The organism is Pseudomonas sp. DSP3-2-3, assembly GCF_049898225.1.
GTDB lineage: Bacteria > Pseudomonadota > Gammaproteobacteria > Pseudomonadales > Pseudomonadaceae > Aquipseudomonas.
In genome coordinates this window covers 150,138-167,736 of record NZ_JAFCXH010000009.1, presented here as the reverse complement: position 1 = coordinate 167,736, position 17,599 = coordinate 150,138, and the positions used below count along the sequence as shown (strand labels likewise).

The 17,599-nt window shown below is 60.6% G+C and carries 18 protein-coding genes and 1 riboswitch; of the genes, 6 read left to right on the top strand and 12 right to left on the bottom strand.

Going from position 1 to position 17,599, the window contains the following annotated elements:
* Window positions 1-15: 15 nt before the first annotated feature.
* From ACP7E4_RS13070 to pcsA, 7 genes are all read right to left on the bottom strand, one after another.
* Window positions 16-1,086 (bottom strand): aldose 1-epimerase family protein, encoded by a 1,071-nt coding sequence (locus tag ACP7E4_RS13070; RefSeq protein WP_426114200.1) that lies wholly within the window; start codon window positions 1,084-1,086, stop codon window positions 16-18.
* Entirely contained in the window at window positions 1,083-2,414 is a 1,332-nt protein-coding gene (fucP, locus tag ACP7E4_RS13065; protein WP_426114198.1) for an L-fucose:H+ symporter permease, read from the bottom strand. Before fucP ends, ACP7E4_RS13070 begins: the two co-directional genes overlap by 4 nt.
* 61 nt (window positions 2,415-2,475) lie before the next feature.
* Window positions 2,476-3,396 (bottom strand): ribokinase, encoded by a 921-nt coding sequence (gene rbsK, locus ACP7E4_RS13060; protein WP_426114196.1) that lies wholly within the window; start codon window positions 3,394-3,396, stop codon window positions 2,476-2,478.
* Window positions 3,397-3,621: 225 nt separating this feature from the next.
* Window positions 3,622-4,386: a trans-aconitate 2-methyltransferase gene (tam, locus tag ACP7E4_RS13055; protein WP_426114194.1), complete on the bottom strand. Its 765-nt coding sequence runs from the start codon at window positions 4,384-4,386 to the stop codon at window positions 3,622-3,624.
* 75 nt (window positions 4,387-4,461) lie between these two features.
* A complete protein-coding gene (locus ACP7E4_RS13050) occupies window positions 4,462-5,208 on the bottom strand; it encodes a DUF72 domain-containing protein (RefSeq protein WP_426114192.1) in 747 nt (248 codons plus the stop codon).
* Window positions 5,209-5,213: 5 nt separating this feature from the next.
* The gene (locus ACP7E4_RS13045; RefSeq protein ID WP_331150019.1) at window positions 5,214-5,390 is read right to left on the bottom strand and encodes a hypothetical protein; all 177 of its coding nucleotides are present in this window, start codon (window positions 5,388-5,390) and stop codon (window positions 5,214-5,216) included.
* Between the two features lie 213 nt (window positions 5,391-5,603).
* Complete coding sequence (gene pcsA, locus ACP7E4_RS13040) at window positions 5,604-6,323, bottom strand: phosphatidylcholine synthase (RefSeq protein WP_065831981.1); 720 nt, start codon at window positions 6,321-6,323, stop codon at window positions 5,604-5,606.
* Between the two features lie 187 nt (window positions 6,324-6,510).
* A riboswitch (cobalamin riboswitch) is annotated at window positions 6,511-6,702 on the top strand.
* A 185-nt stretch (window positions 6,703-6,887) separates the two neighbouring features.
* On the opposite strand from pcsA, the gene ACP7E4_RS13035 reads away from it, so the two are divergent.
* The 3 genes from ACP7E4_RS13035 to ACP7E4_RS13025 are packed head-to-tail and all read left to right on the top strand — an operon-like array spanning window position 6,888 to window position 9,732.
* Window positions 6,888-7,904 (top strand): ABC transporter substrate-binding protein, encoded by a 1,017-nt coding sequence (locus tag ACP7E4_RS13035; RefSeq protein WP_426114189.1) that lies wholly within the window; start codon window positions 6,888-6,890, stop codon window positions 7,902-7,904.
* Window positions 7,901-8,944, top strand: coding sequence for a FecCD family ABC transporter permease (locus ACP7E4_RS13030; RefSeq protein ID WP_426114187.1), 1,044 nt, complete (start codon window positions 7,901-7,903; stop codon window positions 8,942-8,944). The genes ACP7E4_RS13035 and ACP7E4_RS13030 overlap by 4 nt, the downstream gene beginning before the upstream one ends.
* The gene (locus ACP7E4_RS13025; RefSeq protein WP_426114185.1) at window positions 8,941-9,732 is read left to right on the top strand and encodes an ABC transporter ATP-binding protein; all 792 of its coding nucleotides are present in this window, start codon (window positions 8,941-8,943) and stop codon (window positions 9,730-9,732) included. The genes ACP7E4_RS13030 and ACP7E4_RS13025 overlap by 4 nt, the downstream gene beginning before the upstream one ends.
* Window positions 9,733-9,899: 167 nt before the next feature.
* Here ACP7E4_RS13025 and ACP7E4_RS13020 read toward each other — a convergent pair whose 3' ends face one another.
* From ACP7E4_RS13020 to ACP7E4_RS13010, 3 genes are all read right to left on the bottom strand, one after another.
* On the bottom strand, window positions 9,900-10,394 hold the full coding sequence (locus ACP7E4_RS13020) for a GNAT family N-acetyltransferase (protein WP_426114183.1): 495 nt from the start codon (window positions 10,392-10,394) through the stop codon (window positions 9,900-9,902).
* Between the two features lie 97 nt (window positions 10,395-10,491).
* Window positions 10,492-11,442 (bottom strand): DUF979 domain-containing protein, encoded by a 951-nt coding sequence (locus ACP7E4_RS13015; protein ID WP_426114181.1) that lies wholly within the window; start codon window positions 11,440-11,442, stop codon window positions 10,492-10,494.
* Complete coding sequence (locus ACP7E4_RS13010) at window positions 11,443-12,174, bottom strand: DUF969 domain-containing protein (RefSeq protein ID WP_044901065.1); 732 nt, start codon at window positions 12,172-12,174, stop codon at window positions 11,443-11,445. It lies immediately after the preceding gene.
* A 302-nt stretch (window positions 12,175-12,476) separates the two neighbouring features.
* On the opposite strand from ACP7E4_RS13010, the gene ACP7E4_RS13005 reads away from it, so the two are divergent.
* Window positions 12,477-13,397, top strand: a complete 921-nt coding sequence (locus ACP7E4_RS13005; RefSeq protein WP_426114178.1) for a LysR family transcriptional regulator — start codon at window positions 12,477-12,479, stop codon at window positions 13,395-13,397.
* Window positions 13,398-13,611: 214 nt separating this feature from the next.
* Here the strand turns inward: ACP7E4_RS13005 and ACP7E4_RS13000 are convergent, their stop codons facing one another.
* Window positions 13,612-14,499 (bottom strand): LysR family transcriptional regulator, encoded by an 888-nt coding sequence (locus tag ACP7E4_RS13000; RefSeq protein ID WP_426114176.1) that lies wholly within the window; start codon window positions 14,497-14,499, stop codon window positions 13,612-13,614.
* Between the two features lie 212 nt (window positions 14,500-14,711).
* On the opposite strand from ACP7E4_RS13000, the gene ACP7E4_RS12995 reads away from it, so the two are divergent.
* Both ACP7E4_RS12995 and ACP7E4_RS12990 read left to right on the top strand, forming a co-directional pair.
* Window positions 14,712-15,173 carry a multidrug/biocide efflux PACE transporter gene (locus ACP7E4_RS12995; RefSeq protein WP_426114174.1) on the top strand — a complete coding sequence of 154 codons (462 nt, stop codon included), beginning with the start codon at window positions 14,712-14,714 and terminating at the stop codon, window positions 15,171-15,173.
* A gap of 112 nt (window positions 15,174-15,285) precedes the next feature.
* Complete coding sequence (locus tag ACP7E4_RS12990) at window positions 15,286-16,119, top strand: PhzF family phenazine biosynthesis protein (RefSeq protein ID WP_426114172.1); 834 nt, start codon at window positions 15,286-15,288, stop codon at window positions 16,117-16,119.
* Here ACP7E4_RS12990 and ACP7E4_RS12985 read toward each other — a convergent pair.
* On the bottom strand, window positions 16,116-17,267 hold the full coding sequence (locus ACP7E4_RS12985; protein ID WP_426114170.1) for an MFS transporter: 1,152 nt from the start codon (window positions 17,265-17,267) through the stop codon (window positions 16,116-16,118). The two genes, ACP7E4_RS12990 and ACP7E4_RS12985, sit on opposite strands and share 4 nt — an antisense overlap.
* Window positions 17,268-17,599: the final 332 nt, after the last annotated feature.

The window sequence follows — 17,599 nt, the reverse complement described above, 5'->3', positions numbered from 1 at the left end:
CGTTACAAAAGCCACTTACAACAGTTCTTGCTCGATGGCCTGCCGTTCAGCGGCCGACAAATAGCCGGTCGTCACACTGAACTGCGCGCTTTCACCCGCCGCCAGCGCCCGTACATTGCCCTTGGCTGACTCGGCGCGATAACCCTCCGGTTCGCAGGTTGCCGGCAGGATAAACGCCGCAACCTGCTGATCGGGGTTGTGCAAAATCCAGCGCGCGGCGTGGTCGAACTGCTCCGGCCGAAAGCGGGTGTAGAACGCCGGGCCTTGCGGGTGTTCAAGCAGAAAATGCGCGTCACCGCTGCTGTCAGCACGCACACCATCGAAGAAACAGACGATTTCCGGGTCGTACAGCTCAGGCGTATCCAGGGTTTGCAAGCGCGTCGGATCCTGGGTCAGCTCACGCATATACGCACTCCACTGCGGCGTCGGGCGCACATGGGCGGGAACGCTGCTGCGCACCCGGGGACGTTCGACACCCAGCGGCTCGACAAACCGGCCGCCGGGCACATAGGCGTAATTCATGTGCGCCATGTACATCAGGTCCATGGGCTTGCCGGCCAGATTGGTTACCTGCATGCCGATGTCGAACAGCGCCGAACCGGCCCGCAGCGTGACACTGGGCCGCGCCTGATAATGATCGCCGAAACCCTGCACGTATTCGTACTCACCGCCCAGCCGCAGCCAGGCGCCGTCGGCATCTGCGCCGACTTCCAGCCAGGCGCTGTCCATCGCCGCGCAGGGCATTTCGCCATGCAGCGGATGATCGTCCTCGGGCCCGGGACAGCCGTTGCGCAACAAGCCGCTGTGAAACATGAAGCAGCCGTAAGTGCCGATCACGGTCGGGCTTGAGCGCGGCTGGCTGAACATGTTACGCATGGTCAGGTCGCAGCCATCGAAGACTGCCGACCAGATCATCTGCCCTTGATAAGGCAGCACCACCAGTCGACCGCGCTTGTTTTCCAACGCCAGAGCCAGCACGCCGGACGGAAACGTCCAGGCGCTGACCCGAAAATCGTCGGATTCGAGCAGAAGCTTTTCCGCGCCTGAGAACTGCGCAGGACACAATGCAACCCGGGTCGGATTCATGATGCGGTCACCACGCCTGCCGACACCTGTTCAGTGTTGCCCTGGCGCATGCAGCGCACGGCGTAGAGGACAATCACCACGAAGCACAGCAACGGAATGCTGTAGGCCATTTGCATGTTGCCGCCGGTGTAATCGGACAGCAGGCCCTGGAAGATCGGAATCACCCCGCCGCCGACAATGCTCATGACCAGCAGTGAACCGCCGACGCTGGTGTCTTCGCCCAAACCGTCGATGGTCAGGCCGTAAATGGTCGGCCAGCACGGGCCGAGGAAAATACTCACGCCCACCGCCGCGTAAACCGCAGAAATGTTCGGCACCAGAATCGTGTAGACCAGCAACACAATGGTCAGCACACCATACAACGCCAGGACTGTAGCCGGACGCATCTTGCGCATCAGCAGATTGGCAATCATCTTGCCCACGAAATAAGCGGCAAAGGTCGTCAACAGGAACCACGAAGCGCTGCGCTCATTCATCCCGCCCATCTGCATGGCCAGGCGAATGGTGAAACTCCACACGCCGACTTGCGCACCGACGTACAGAAACTGCGCCAGCACGCCGAACACGAAACGCGGATTACGGCGCAGGCGCGACAGACTCTGGCCGATGCTGGAGGTTTTCACGTCAGCCTTGGCGTTGCCTTTGCAGGCCGGAAAACGCGTGATGGCGACCAGGATGAACATCAGGATCAGTACTGCGATCATCCATTTGTACGGCAGCAGGGTCGACTGGATCATCTGCAACTGCTGGATCGCCGCATCGCTGGCGCTCATCTGGGTCAATTGCTCACGGGTCGCGTCGGTGTCCTTGAACATTACGAAACTGCCGACATAGACCCCGGCCATGGCGCCGAACGGGTGGAAAGTCTGCGAGATATTCAGGCGCCGAGTACCGGTTTCACGCGGTCCCATCAGCGTTGAATAGGTGTTACAGGCGGTTTCCAGAAACGCCAGGCCCGCCGCAATGACAAACAGCGCCATCAGGAACATGCCGTACTTGGCCGTCGAGGCCGCCGGAAAAAACAGCAGACAGCCCAGCATGTACAACATCAGCCCGATGAGAATCGTGGTCTTGTAGCTGAAACGGCGCACCGCCATCGCCGCCGGAATGGCGACAAAGAAATAGCCCAGGTAAAACGCCGACTGCACGAACGCAGTCTGGAAATCGCTGAGCAGGAAGGCTTTCTTGAAGTGCGCGATGAGCACGTCGTTCATGCTCGCCGCTGCCGCCCACAGGGCAAAGATGCTGCACAACAGCAGAAAGGCAAACCACGGCGTGCGATTGAGGTAAAACCCATCGGCGGTTTGTTGAAGCGGAGGCTTAGTCATTATTGTTCTCCGGAGTGAAGCAAGGAAATGCGACGCAAGGCTCAGGGCTCGGCGACGCCGATCAAACAGTTTTCAGGAACTCGGCAAAAGCTTCGGCATCGGGATAGGAAGTCTGCGTTCCCAAACCGGTAACCGAGCAGGCGGAATAAGCCACGGCCTGGGTCATCGCGCGGCGGATGTCGCCGTCCTGCGTCCAGTGGCGCGCGAAGCAGCCAATGAATGCATCGCCAGCGCCAGTAGTGTCGCGGGCAGCGACGCTCAGGCCACCGACGCGAAACTCGCCCTCCTCGCCCACGTACAGCGCGCCTTGCTCACCAAGGGTGACGATAACGTGGCGAATGCCTTCGGCGACCAGTTGACGTGCAGCGATGGCCGCCGATTCCGGCGAGTCCACAGTCAAGCCGCTGATCAGGGCCAGCTCGCTTTCGTTGGGGATCAGGAAATCCAGCTGCGCCAGATGCGCAGCGCTAAGTCCGGCCACGGCTGGCGCCGGGTTGAGCAACACCGGGATGCCGTGACGCTTGCCGAACTCGATGGCGTAGTAAACGGTGGCCAGGTCGATTTCCAGCTGCACCACGATCAGCGCGCAATCGCGCAACGCAGCTTGTGCGGCATCGATGTCCGCCGGTTTGAGATGGGCGTTGGCGCCTTTGACGATAAGAATGCTGTTGTGGGAGTCGCTCTGCACGAAGATCGGCGCCACGCCGCTGGAGACGCCGGCAACCCGGTTGACGTACTGGGTATCGATACCAAAACGCAGGAAATTGGCCAGAGTGTTATCGGCGAACACGTCGTCGCCGACCTTGCTGAGCATCAGCACGTCAGCGCCAAGCTTGGCCGCCGCCACCGCCTGATTGGCCCCCTTGCCGCCGCAGCCCATGGCAAAACCAGGCGCTTCAAGGGTTTCGCCCTGCCGAGGCATCCGGTCGATGTAGGTGATCAAATCCACCATATTGCTGCCGATGACCGCGATCTTATTCATTGTATTCACCTTGATATATCGGGCCCTCCACAGCGGGAGAAAACCTTTTTAACGATTATATTTTGTTAAATTAATAACATTTAGTGTGATAACTCAATCTTTTTTTGATGGCAATTTCTCAACGCAAGCAAAAACGGGCCAGGCATTTCTGCCTGACCCGTTGCGAACCCTCGATATAGACGGTGCTTGGCCGGTTATTCTCCGCTCGTCGAACAGCTTGATCGCTTAACGCGTTGCCACCACAAATAACCGTGGAAACGGCAACAGCACAGTTCCGTCTTCAAGGGCCGGATAAGCCTCGCTGATCGCGGCGAGATAACGTTCGAGGAACGCGAGCTTCAGCGTCTCATCCAGGGGCTCAAGATAAGGCCGCAATGCCGAACCCTTGAACCACTCGACCACCGCCGCATGCCCACCTTCCAGCGGATGAAAATAGGTGGTGCGCCACACGTCCACTGAACTGCAATGGCCCTTGAGCAGTGAGTAATAAAAACTCGCGTCGTGGCGATCAGGATGTTTCACCGCAGCAATCTTGCTCGCCCACGGCCCGTCCGCTGCCACTTCACGGGCCAGACGGTGGGCCGGTTCCTGCAAGTTATCGGGAGTTTGTACCGCCAGGCTGCCACCGGGTGTGAGCTTGCTAACCAGCCGTGGATACAGCGCGGCGTGATCCGCCACCCATTGCAGCGAAGCGTTGGCGAGAATCACATCCAGTGGTTGTGCGGGATTCCAGGCAGCGAGGTCGGCCAACTCGAAGCTCAAGGCTGGCAACCGCTGGCGCGCGTCGATCAGCATGTTTTCCGAACTGTCCAGGCCGGTTACTCGCGCATCGGGATAACGTTCGGCAAGCACTTCTGTCGAATTACCGGGGCCGCAGCCCAGATCCACCGCTGTCTGTACGTTCTGCGTCGGGATCGCCGCCACCAGATCAAGGACCGGCCGCGTGCGCTGTTGCTCGAAAATTGAATACTGCCTGGCTGACCAGCTCATGGTGGCTCCCGTGTTGTTTTGAGAAGTGACCAGAGACTAAAACGTGCGACTCCCGGAAACAACGTCCGGGCAAGATCAGCGGGACAACAGCCGCTGCAACTCCAGCGCATTACCCACGGCAAAACCACTGGCGGTGTTATCGAAAATGCACCAGTTGGGGATGTTTTTTTGCCCGGATGCCAGCAAATCCTTGGCCAGTATTTCCAGCCGGGATTGTTCGTACGTGCTGTGGTAGATGCGTGGCGAACCGTGCAGGCGCCAGTAGCGAACGCCCGGCCAGCCTGCGGGAAGCGTGCCGCCGGGGATCGGCGATGGATCAGCCGCGACCCGGCCAATTCGATGTTCCATCAGTAGATTTTCGGCGTTCAGCCAGCTCTCGTGGCGGGGCTCAAGCACGACATCGTCGGAAAAACGCTCCCGCAACGCCTGAAAGAAAACCTGCGCAGGCTGAGATTCATAAGCCAGGGACGGCGGCAACTGAACCAGCAGGCAACCGAGTTTTTCGCCAAGCCCGCTGCACTGCGCCATGAACTCGTCCAGCGCTGCATTGCATTCCAGCAAGCGCCGTTCGTGAGTGATCAGCTTGGGTACCTTCACTGCAAAGCGAAAGCCTGCGGGAACCGATTCAGCCCAGCGCACGTAGGTTTGATGACGATGAGGACGGTAGAACGAGCTATTGATTTCAACCGCTGGCAGCCGCAAGGCATAACGCTGCAAATGCGAGCCTTGTTGGTCAAATGCCGACCAATGCTCGCGAGGCAGACTCCAGCCAGCGCAGCCCACGTAAATGGGCGACGCCTGATTATCGTGGCTGACTACCACGTGTTTTAGCTCGGCACGCCAGAGCCATCGTCGCCCGCGATGTCCGGATCATCCGGCTCCACCTCATTGTCCTCGGCGTTGCGCACATCATCGTCCGGGCGCGCCTCGTCGTCGGATTCCATCGGATTGGGGTTCGGCCCCGGGGATTGCGCAGCTTGGGTGTCGACAGGTCGTATGCTCATGATGCCCTCACAGAATCAGATCAATGGGGAGTGACATGATTTGGAAGCGGCAGCGTGGCGGGAGTTCGGATTATTGGATGACTGGTGTGTAACCTGTGGGAGCGTTCGGAGGTTACGACGGCCGCGAAGCGGTGTGCCAGGCGAACGTCTGTCGATCCCGCCGCCCTCTTCCCGGATGAATTCGCACACAGCCTGCACAGGCCGGCATTCGCCTCAGCCGCGCAACTTGCCCAACCACTCCAGCGAAGTGCGCCACAGGCAAATCCCCAGGAAGTAGGCGGACATTGCGGACCAGACGATCATGACTGTCGGGCTTTGCGCCGGGTGGTCGATTACCAGCAAGGCGCTGCACACCAGCCAGATCGTGGTGACGGTGATGTTCAGCGGCATCAGGCGGCGGACGCGAAATGGGTGGAGGAATTTCATGCGCGTCAGGGTCAGCAAGGCCAGGCCGAAGACGGTCAGCAACGTCACCCAGGAGGCTGGCGAGATGATGTAGACGCACAGCGCAACCACGTTCCAGGCGGCGGGAAAGCCCTGAAAATAATTATCCTTGCTCTTCATTTCCAGGTTGCAGAAGCAAAACAGCGAGGACACCAGAATCACCGCAGTGCTGAGCAACATGGTGTGATCCGGCAAATCGATGTAGCGATAGATGAACAGCGCCGGAATGAACACGTAGGTCAGGTAATCAATGACCAGATCGAGCACTGAACCATCAAAGCCCGGCAACACTGACTGAACATTGAATTTGCGCGCCAGGGAGCCATCGACTCCATCTACCACCAGCGCCAGCCCCAGCCAAAGCAGGCACGCCTTGGGCTGGTCTTCGAACAGCGCGATGGTTGCCATGAAGGCAATGACCACACCGGTGGCGGTAAAAGCATGTGCACCCCAGGCTTTGAGCCAGGCCGTGCGTTGAGTCGATATCACAGGGGGAAATCTCCAGAAATAATACGTGCCGGGCATCATCATCGCCGATTTGTCACCGGAGCACTCAGCCAGCGTGCATGTATCGACCGGCCGCCGGCCGATTAGGTTCACCAACGGGTGATCTGCGAGCAATCTCCAGGCCAGCGAATCGACCGCCGGGAAAACTTCCCCGTCGCGGTTGATATCCATTACCATGCCGCCCGTCGGTTCCCAAACGGGATTAATAGGGAATCCGTGATGGCCTCAGGTCATCAACCGGAACTGCCCCCGCAACTGTAGACGCTGAGCCGCTCCATCGATGCCACTGGATAAATCCGGGAAGGCCGGAGCATGGCGATGACGCGTCAGTCAGGAGACCTGCCGACATCAGGGTCGTACGAGCGTGCGCCCTGGCAATTGACCCACCGGCGGGGTGTCCCGGGAGGACATCCGTCAGAATCGGTTCATCGCCGTTGCTGCCAGACCCTGCTCGACCGGCCACGCCGCAGTCGGCAGCGGTGGCTGATGTGTTTCCTGCCCTTACACCGCCGTCCGGACATTCCGTTCGAATGGAGATAGCCTTTTATGCCTTTGCCTCGCCTTGCCGTACTGTTTGCCAGCCTTGGATGTTCTGCACTGGCACTGGCCGCCGGCCCGACGCACTACCCGCTGACCGTCGAAAACTGCGGCATGCCGCTGACCTTCAAACAGGCACCCGGCAAAACAGTCACCATCGGCCAGGCCGGCACTGAAATCCTCTATTCACTCGGACTGGCCGACAAAGTGGTCGGCACTTCGCTGTGGTTCAACGATGTGCTGCCCCAGTTCAAGGCCCAGAACGACCGGATTCCGCGTCTGGCCGATAACGAACCGAGCTTCGAATCGGTCATCGGCAAACGACCTGACCTGGTGCCGGTGCAGTTTGAGTGGATGGTCGGCCCGCAAGGCGCGGTCGGCACACGTGAGCAGTTCAGCGAACTGAATATCCCGACCTACATCATGCCGTCGGACTGCGAAGGCAAAGACAACCTGGTCGGCGCCGATGGCACGCGTCTCAAGCCGTTCTCAGTGGAAACCGTATTCAAGACCGTGACGCAACTGGCGCAGATCTTCGACGTGCAGGACCGTGGCGATGAATTGAGCGCCCAGCTGCGTGCCGGTCTGACCAAGGCTCAGGCCAGCGTCAAGGCCAAGCACTTGACCGATGCTTCGGCGCTGTTCTGGTTTTCCAGCGCCGACCTGCACATCGACCCTTATGTTGCAGGGCGCAAAGGCGTTCCGGATTTCATGATGAACACCCTCGGCCTGCGCAACGTGATTGAGTCCGATGAAGAATGGCCAACCGTCGGCTGGGAAACCATCGCCAAGGCCAACCCGACAGTGCTGGTCATTGCGCGCATGGATCGCCGCCGCTTCCCCGCTGACGACTTCCAGAAAAAGCTGGAATTCCTCAAGTCCGATCCGGTGACGAAAAACATGGATGCCGTGAAGCACAACCGCATCGTGATCCTCGACGCCGACGCCATGCAGGCCTCGGTGCGCATGTTCGACGGCATCAACGAGCTGGCCGGCGCCATCGATCAGGTTGATCCGGGAAAATGAGAGCAGTAACCGGCGGTCAGGTTCTGCGCAGGGTTTGTCTGCATGCAGCGTGGGTGATCCCGGTGTTGTTGGCCGCGATACTGGCCGGCATCGCCATTGGTGAGACGCCGATCAGCCTGTCGCTGGTGTTTCAGGTGCTGGCCAACAAGGTGTGGGGCGCCGGTTTTGTCCTGGATCCTATCGATGAAGGTATCGTCTGGAACTACCGCCTGACCCGCGCGCTGGTGGCCGCCGCATGCGGCGCCGGGCTGGCGATTTCCGGGGTGGTGTTGCAATCACTGCTGCGCAATCCGCTGGCCGATCCGTACCTGCTGGGGATTTCTGCCGGAGCTTCGACCGGCGCGGTACTGGTGTCGATCATCGGCCTCGGCGCCGGCGCCATCTCGCTGTCGATGGGCGCCTTCGCGGGCGCGATTGCAGCGTTTGCCCTGGTCGCCTTGCTGGCGCGCAGCACCGGGGCGGTCAGTGGCAGCGGGCAAATCATTCTGGCAGGCATCGCCGGTTCGCAGCTGTTCAACGCCCTGACTTCGTTCCTGATTACCAAGTCGGCCAGCTCCGAACAGGCGCGAGGCATCATGTTCTGGTTATTGGGCAACCTCAGCGGGGTGCGCTGGCAGTCGGTGACATTGGCTGTGCCGGTGGTGTTGATCGGACTGGCGATTTGCCTGTGGCATCGCCGCGCGCTGGATGCGTTCATGTTCGGCAGCGATTCGGCCGCCGCGCTTGGCATCCCGGTGCGACGTGTTCAAGTGGTGCTGATCGCCACGGTTGCACTGGTCACGGCGGTGATGGTGTCACTGGTGGGTTCGATCGGCTTCGTCGGTCTGGTGGTCCCGCACGCTGCGCGCCTGTTGGTCGGCGTGCGCCACGGGCGGCTGATCCCGCTCAGCGCATTGAGTGGCGCCCTGTTCCTGATCGCCGCCGACGTGCTGTCGCGCACCGTCATCAAGGGCCAGGTGCTGCCGGTCGGCGTGATCACCGCGCTGATCGGCGCACCGGTATTCGCCGTAATCCTGATCAAAGCCAAGGGTGGCCGATGAATAGCCTGCAAATGCCTGCGCTTCAGACGACTGTGATGGCTTGCTCTGACCTGAGCTGGTCAGTCAAAGGCCACCTGATCGTCAAAGGCGTCAGCCTGGATCTGCAACGCGGGGAAACCCTGGGCTTGATCGGTCCGAACGGCTCCGGCAAATCCAGCCTGCTCAAATTGCTGTCTGGAATCCGGCCACCCGACAGCGGGCGGATTCAGCTCGACGGTGAGGCGCTGACCGACATGACGCGCCGGGATATCGCACAGATGATTGCCGTGGTCGAGCAACAGGCCGAGACCTCGGACGCCATCAGTGTGCTGGACGCCGTGGAACTGGGGCGCACGCCCTGGCTTTCGGCGCTGACGCCATGGTCCGCGGCCGACGATGAAATCGTTCAGCAAGCGCTGGTCGATGTGGACATGGCCGACAAGCGCAAGCGTGCCTGGCACAGCCTGTCCGGCGGCGAACGCCAGCGCGTGCACATCGCTCGCGCTCTGGCCCAACGCCCGCAAATCCTGCTGCTGGACGAACCCACCAACCACCTGGACATCCAGCATCAGCTGAGCATTCTGGGTCTGGTCAGATCGCTGCCGGTGACCACGCTGATTGCGCTGCACGACCTCAATCAGGCCCTGGCCTGTGATCGGCTGGCGGTGATGGACAAAGGCGAGCTGATCGCCATCGGCGATCCGGCGCAGGTGCTGACGTGCGAGCGGCTGCGCACCACCTTTGGCGTTGAAGCCCACTACCTGACCGATCCCCACGACGGTGCGCGGATTTTGCGCTTTCGCTCATAAAACACGCAGCCGCAAAACACATAGATCACGTGGGAGCGGACTTGTCCCCGAAGGCGTCGGTACGGCCAGCGACCCGTCTGGATTTTCGTGGCGTCAGTTCTATCGCATCGAGGACAAGTCCTCTCCCACCGGTTTCAGCAAACACACCTAAGATCGCTCTACAGGAATCAGGTTTTCAGCCCGCACTCCATATGCGTCGTCTGCCAAACCGGATCGGTCTCGACATCAACGACATGAAAGCCCTGGCGCTGCCAGAAGCCGACCGCTCCCGGCAAGAACGGATGGGTGTGCAGATACAGCACCTCAACGCCCTGCCGCCGCGCATGTTCCTTCAGTTCCAGAAAGATCCGGGTCGCCAGCCCTGAGCGGCGAAATTCGGGGATGACGAACAGCCGGACAATTTCCACCACGCGCTTGTGGCCGTAGTCCAGCTGGGTGAATCGCCCGTCGTAAGGCAGGTAACCGATGGCCGCGACGATTTCCCCTTCGCGCCGGGCGATCAGGAACTTGCCGCCGCCGTCGTCGATATAGACCCGGGCAAAACTCGCCAGATCCGCCGGCATGCCAGCAGCGGCAAGCTTCGGGAAGATTTCCGCGCGGGCGCGCAACACGAACTCCAGCACAGCGGCGACGTCTTGCTGTGCGGCAGGAACAATTTCCATCGATGACCCATCTCCATAAACCGGCGGCCATCCTACGCACAATCACAACGCCCGCGAAAGTCGCGGGCGCTATGTGTTCACTGATGGCTCTCGAAGGCTACATCAGGAAGTACAACAGCACGATGTTGGCGACCAGCATCGGCAGCGCCGTGGGGATCTGCGCCTTGATGACGGCGTATTTGTCCGGCAACTCCAGCAACGCCGCCGGGACTATGTTGTAGTTGGCCGCCATGGGTGTCATCAGCGTGCCGCAATAGCCGGAGAACATCCCAATGGCCGCGACCACCGCCGGATTGCCGCCATACATGCCGACCAGCACCGGCACACCAATGCCGCCGGTCATCACCGGGAACGCCGCGAAGCCGTTGCCCATGACGATGGTGAACAAGGCCATGCCCAGCACGTAGACCGAAACCGCCACCAGACGGAAGTCAAGGTTGATGTACGCCGTCGCCAGATGCGCCACCGCCTTGCCAACCCCGGCATCGTTGAATAGCAAACCGAGCATCGCCAGCATCTGCGGCAACACCAAAGCCCAGCCCAGCGCCTCGGTCAGGCGCCGGGATTCGCGCATGGCCTGCACCGGCGTATCCCGGGTCAACCAACAAGCCAGCGCCAACGCCAGCAGGCAACCCAGGCCGAGGGACACGAAGGTACTGTTGGCCGGATCGAGCAAGGCGACGTCGCCAAACTTGATGTTCTTGAGGAACATCGCGCCAACCACTGTCACCAGCGGAATCGCCAAGGCTGGAATGAATAACTTGTTGCCCAGCCGACCGGCGCTGGCGCGGCGCGCCTTGTCCGGCAGGTCTTCATGTTTGCCGAAGCCAACGCCGCCGAAACCGGCAATCGCCGCCATGACCAATACACCCACGCCCACAATCGCTGGCGGCAGGCGTTCACCCACCAGAAACGCGACGGCGAACAAGGCCCAGAACAGGCCGGTGCTCCAGCGCTTGGGATTAGTGGTGTCGGTAACGGTCATCACTGCGGTAATCGCCAGAATGATGCCGGCCAGCCAATACAGGTATTGAATTGAAATGATCATTTACACGCTCTCCTGCGCGGCCGCTGGCGGGGTGGACTGCGGCAAGGGCTGCAACTGACGATTGAGCAGGCGATCAAAACGATGCAGGCGAATTGCATGGATCACAAAGGCGCAGATCGCCGTCGGGATACCCCACAGCGCGATGTGCATCGGGTCGACGTCGATACCCGAACCGAGCAGGAAGGTGTGCATCAAGGCAATCGCACCAAAGGCGACGAAGATGTCTTCGCCGAAGAATAACCCGACGTTATCCGTGGCGGCACACATGGCCAGCAGCTTGACGCGCAAGGCTTCCGGCAACTTGCCAAACCGCGCTTCAGCGGCGCCTTCGGCCATCGGCGCCAGCAACGGGCGAACCATTTGCGGGTGTCCGCCAAGGCTGGTCAAACCCAACGCGGCCGTGGTCTCACGCACAAACAGGTAGGCGATCAGCAGACGCCCGGCGGTGGCACTGGTAAAGCGCGCGATCCAGTTCTGCGCATGCAGGCGCAGACCGTGACGCTCCAGCAGACCGATCACCGCCAGGGGCAGCAAGATGATCAGCGGCAAGGTGCGGGTCTTGATGAAACCGGTGCCGATGGTGGCTAGAATGGTGTCCAGCGGCATGCTCGCGGCGAACCCGGTGGCGACTGCCGCGAGCGCCACCACCAGCATCGGATTGAAGCGCAGCACAAAGCCAATAATGATGACCAGCACGCCCAGCAGCGGCCATAGATTGATAGCGGTTTGCATGATTGGAGTCTCGTTCGGTGGTCCAGGAAAGGTGTAAAGCCTCGCTCCAACTGTTTTGTGCAAGTCATGCGACAGCACGCAGTTATCAAGCCAACCCCAGACAATCTTTCGGTAGCCTTGCCTCTGGCGTCCAACGGGAAAAAACCGCTATGCCTCATAAGAATTTCTGTATCGGTGCTGGCATATAACCTGCAATTTCAGGGGATATCCCTGACGCCGCCCGGTCTGAAGATTCGGCCTCGGCGCGCGATCAGCAGCTCAATTCAAGGCCACATTTGCAGGCCTCAATTCAAGGATCGGCGGTGAACCTCAAGTTTCTGGAAACCTTCGTCTGGGTCGCCCGGTTGAAGAGCTTTCGTCTGACGGCGGAAAAACTGTTCAGCACCCAAGCCTCTATCTCCAGCCGTATCGCGGCCCTGGAAGACGAAATGGGCGTGCGTCTGTTCGTGCGCGATTCCAAGGGGGTTTCGTTGACGCCCGAAGGCCAGCGGGTCCTGGAATATGCCGAGCACATCATGGACACCATGCAAACCATGAAGGCCGCGATCAAGGACCCGCGACAGGTGCGGGGCCGGATTCGCATCGGCGCAATGGATACGGTGATACACACCTGGCTCAGCCCTTTGGTAACACGTCTGATGAAGTGTTACCCGGCGCTGGAGATCGAATTGACTGCGGACACGGCCAGCAATCTGTGTTCGCAGCTGGAAAAAGGCTATCAGGACATCATTTTCCAGACCGACATACTGCGCTTCGACACGGTGCGCAACGCCGTGCTGACCCGTTATCCGATGCATTGGGTGGTGCCCACCGGCTCCAGCTATGACCGCAACTATGCGTCGCTGGAAGACTTGTCCCTGGAACGCATCGTCACGTTTTCGCGCAACTCCCGGCCGCATCAAGACATTCTCAACATGCTGCACAGCGCCAACATCATCACCCCGCGCATCAACTGCGTGAACTCGGCGTCGGCCATTACCCGGCTGGTGCGTGACGGCTTCGGCATCGGCGCCCTGCCCGCCGCACTGGTGCGCGGCGAGCTGGCGCAAGGCGTGCTGACCCTGCTCGACGGCATTCCCCTGCCCTCGGTGATGGACATTGTTGCCAGCTGGCGTACCGGTGCCGGCATGGAACTGGTGGAAGACATCGTCAGCCTGACCCGGGAAGTGGTGGCCGAATTTGATGCGGAATTGCCGCCGGATTTTGTGGCGAGCACTTTGTAAAAACTCTGTTACCGGGCCCCTGTGGGAGCGAACTTGTTCGCGAAGGGCCGCTACATCCAACTTAGATTCGGCGTCTGAAACATTGCTTCGCGAATAAATTCGCTCCTACATTTTCGAAATCGGCGCGGTCCTGTGCAGGCTGTGTGGGACCGGATTTATCCGGGAAGACGTCGGTTCAGACAACACATCTGTGGTGTCCTTCAAGATCTGAGCCCTACCGCTCACCGCGATGCCGGGTGAAGGTTTCCAGCAGCCAGGCGCCTGCTGGCCCCAGGCTGCGCTGTCGGGACCAGATCACGTCGACGGCGGAACTGCGCGGCCAGCCGGGAACATCCAGTTCCTTCAACTTGCCACCGGCATAGCCCTTGACCAGCCAGCGCGGCAGCGCCGACCAGCCGAAACCGAACGCGGCCATGTCCATCAGCAACAGATAATTGGGCGCCGACCAGGGCCGGTGGCCGCTGATGGGCAAGTCGTCGGTGGGCACGCTCTGATCGACCAGCGTGTTCAGGCGCAGGGCGCGATGAGCCGCGAGTTTCTGGTAGTCGACCTGCTGCTCGACCGCCAACGGATGTTTATGCCCGACGAACAGGCCGAAGTCGGCGCGTTCGGCAATGGTCGCGTAGCCGACTTCCGGCGGGTAACTCGGTTGCGCCGACAACAGCCCTAGTGACGCACGACCGGACTGGATCAGGTTGATCGCATCGCCGTGCTCGGCAAAGACACATTCCAGTTCCAGCTCGGGAAAGCGCTGGTCCAGCTCGGCCATGCGGATTTCGAAGTCAGCGAATTGATTGGCGTCGGACAAGACCAGCGTCAGGCGCGGCTCCATCCCTTCAGCCAGGCGCCCCGCAGCCCGGCGCAATTTGTCCGAAGCGGCCAACACGTCCTCGATGCGCCCGAGCATGGCCTTGCCGGCCTCGGTGAGGACTGGGTGTTTGGACGAGCGGTCGAACAATTCCAGACCCAGGTCTATTTCCAGCCGGGAAATCGCTTCGCTGATGGTCGACTGGCTCTTGCCCAGACGCCGCGCAGCAGCGCTGAAAGAACCCAGCGCAACGGTCTGGGCAAACGCCTCAAGGGCTTCGGGGGAATAACTCATGGGCACCTTGTATCGGTTTTTCCGATGGAAACGATTTTCACTTTAGCGCAATGACCGATGAGAATGCACGTCATGAACTGCCCTGATCCAACTCTGTGGGAGCGAGCCTGCTCGCGAATAATGGCGGCAATCCGACACATGCGAGCCTGAAACACCCCGTTCGCGAGCAAGCTCGCTCCCACCAAATACAGGCTCCAAGAGGTCTTCATCTCATGCAACAACCCACCAAAACCATCAAGGAACGCGCGCTGCATGCGCTGCTCTTCGAAATCATCGGCGTGCTGCTGTTTGCACCATTGCTGGCGTGGCTGCTGGGGCATTCCCTAGGCAAGATGGGCGCGATGACGGTGATGATTTCCACGGTGGCGATGCTCTGGAACATGCTGTTCAACGCCCTGTTCGACCGGATGCGGCGCAGGTTCGGTTTCGCTCTGTCGCTGAAAGCGCGCATCGTCCATGCGCTGGGTTTTGAGGGCGGGCTGATTCTGGTGGTGGTTCCGCTGGCGGCCTGGTGGCTGTCCATCGGCTGGCTGGAAGCGTTCTTGCTCGACGCGGGCCTGCTGTTGCTGTTCCTGCCGTACACCCTGGTGTTCAACTGGCTGTATGACCAGACGCGCGAGCGAATCGTCCAGCGTCGCGTGCAAGCTGAGCAAAACAGGACTCAGGCGCTGTAACCGGTAGCTCGCATCAATGTTGCAGATGGCTCGCATAAGGACTATTGGTTAGTGATCTGGGCCGACGGAACCGATACTGGCTGGCATATCCAATCAACAGGCATGAACGCAGATGACCACAAACATTCTGAAACTGGCGGCCTTCGGCGACGGCGATCAAGGCGGTAATCCTGCAGGCGTCTGGATCGGCGACACCTTGCCGGATGACGCCAACATGCAGCGGATTGCCGCTGAGGTGGGCTTCTCCGAAACTGCGTTTGCCGTACCCATTGAGGGCGGCTGGCGAGTTCGTTATTTCTCTCCGCAGGCAGAGATTCCCTTTTGCGGGCACGCCACCATCGCCCTCGGTGCCGCGCTGGCTGGCCTGAACGGCGATGGCCTGTTCAATCTGACGCTCAATCAGGCGCAAATCAGTGTTGAAGGGCACGCTCGGGGCGATTTGATTTCCGCAACCCTGCAATCGCCACCAACCCACAGCGAAGCCATCACGCCTGAGCTGCTCAATGAGGGCCTGGCGCTGTTCGGCTACGACCGTAGCGACCTGGACGAGCGCATTCCGCCCGCCTCGATCAACGGCGGCGCGCAGCATCTCGTGTTGGTGTTGAACAGCCGTAAAAAGCTCAAGGACATGCAGTACGCCCAGCAGGCCGGTCGTGAACTGATGGTCCGCGCGGGCTGGGTGACCATTCTGCTGGTCTGGTGCGAAACCGAGCAGCTGTTTCACACCCGTAATCCGTTCGCCTATGGTGGCATCTACGAAGACCCGGCCACGGGCGCGGCCACTGCGGCGTTCGCCGGTTACCTTCGCGACATCGGTTGGCCGCATAACGGCCTGATCGACATCGTGCAGGGCGAGGACATGGGCAGTCGCTCACGGCTGCGCGCGGAAATTCCCGAACAGAAAGGCAGCTCCATCCGGGTTTCAGGCATGGCGCGCAAGCTTTAGGCCTTCAGGCGGCTGCCGCCCACCGCCACGCCCAGCAACATCACCGCAACGACCATGAAGGCCAGTTCCAGACTGCTGGCGTGGGCGATGAAACCGATGCCCGCCGGGCCGATCAGAATCCCGGCATAACCCAGGGTAGTGATCGCCGGGACTGCGACGTTTTCCGGCATGCTTTTCTGGCGGCCGACTGCGCTGTAGCAGACCGGGACGATATTCGAGCAGCCCGCGCCCACCAGCGCGTAACCGAGCAGCGCGGCTTCCCAGGATGGAATCAGCGTGGCGATTGCCAGACCCGAGGACGCGCACAGGCCACCGAGGATGATCACCCGATTGGGCCCGACCCGGCGCACGATGGCGTCGCCAAAAAAGCGCCCGAGGGTCATGGTCAGGGCGAACACCGCATAACCCAGCCCGGCATAGGATGTTTCAACGCCGCGCAGGGAGCTGAGGAACACTGCGCTCCAGTCGAGCATGGCGCCTTCAGTGAGAAAAACCGTGAAGCACAGCAGGCCGATGAACAACACTACGCCACGAGGAATGGCAAATGGCGGGCCATCGCTTTCGCTGCCGTAATTCAGCAGATGCGGCGCGGCCTTGAACAGGCTAAGCGCCACGAACGCCACCACAACGATCATCGATAGCAGCGGTGATGCGCCCAGGCTCAACAGCCCGGCAACGCCCGCCGCACCTGCGATCCCGCCCAGGCTGAACAGGCCGTGAAAGCCGGACATCATGGTCCTGCCGCTGGCCCGCTCGACAATGATCGCCTGAATATTCACAGTACAATCCAGCGCGCCCATGCTGGCGCCGAACACAAACAATGTGGCGATCAATAGTGGCAAACTGGAAATCGTCGCCAAAAGCGGCAGGCACAGGCAGATGATCGCAGTGGAACCGATCAACACCCGCCGACAGCCGAAGCGCGCCGCCAGGGCACCGGCCAATGGCATGGCAATGATCGAACCGACACCCAGGCAGAGCAACAGCAAACCCAGCGTACCGTCATCCAGCCCGACCCGAGCCTTGGCGTATGGCACCAGTGGTGCCCAGGCGGCAAGGGTGAGGCCGGCGATAAAAAACGCCACGCGAGTGGAAAATTGTTCCAGTCGTCCCGCCGCAGCCTGCGCCGGGGTGCTGATGGAAGTCATGCAAGCTCCTTGTGAACACCCGTCAGGCTCGACCGGGCAATCGCAGCAGCCTAGCAAAGGTCGACGGTTATCCAAACATTTCGTGACTGGGTATTACCTTTCTGTACCTATTCGTTGGAACGAGGCTTGCCCGCGAATCAGGCGCCTCGGTGGGCCGGATGCACCGCGTCATCGTTCTTCGCGAGCAAGCTCGGCTCCCACAGGTTCAGGTCCGTTGGAGCGAGGCTTGCCCGCGAATCAGGCGCCTCGGTGGGCCGGATGCACCGCGTCATCGTTTTTCGCGAGCAAGCTCGGCTCCCACAGGTTCAGGTCTGTTGGAACGAGGCTTGCCC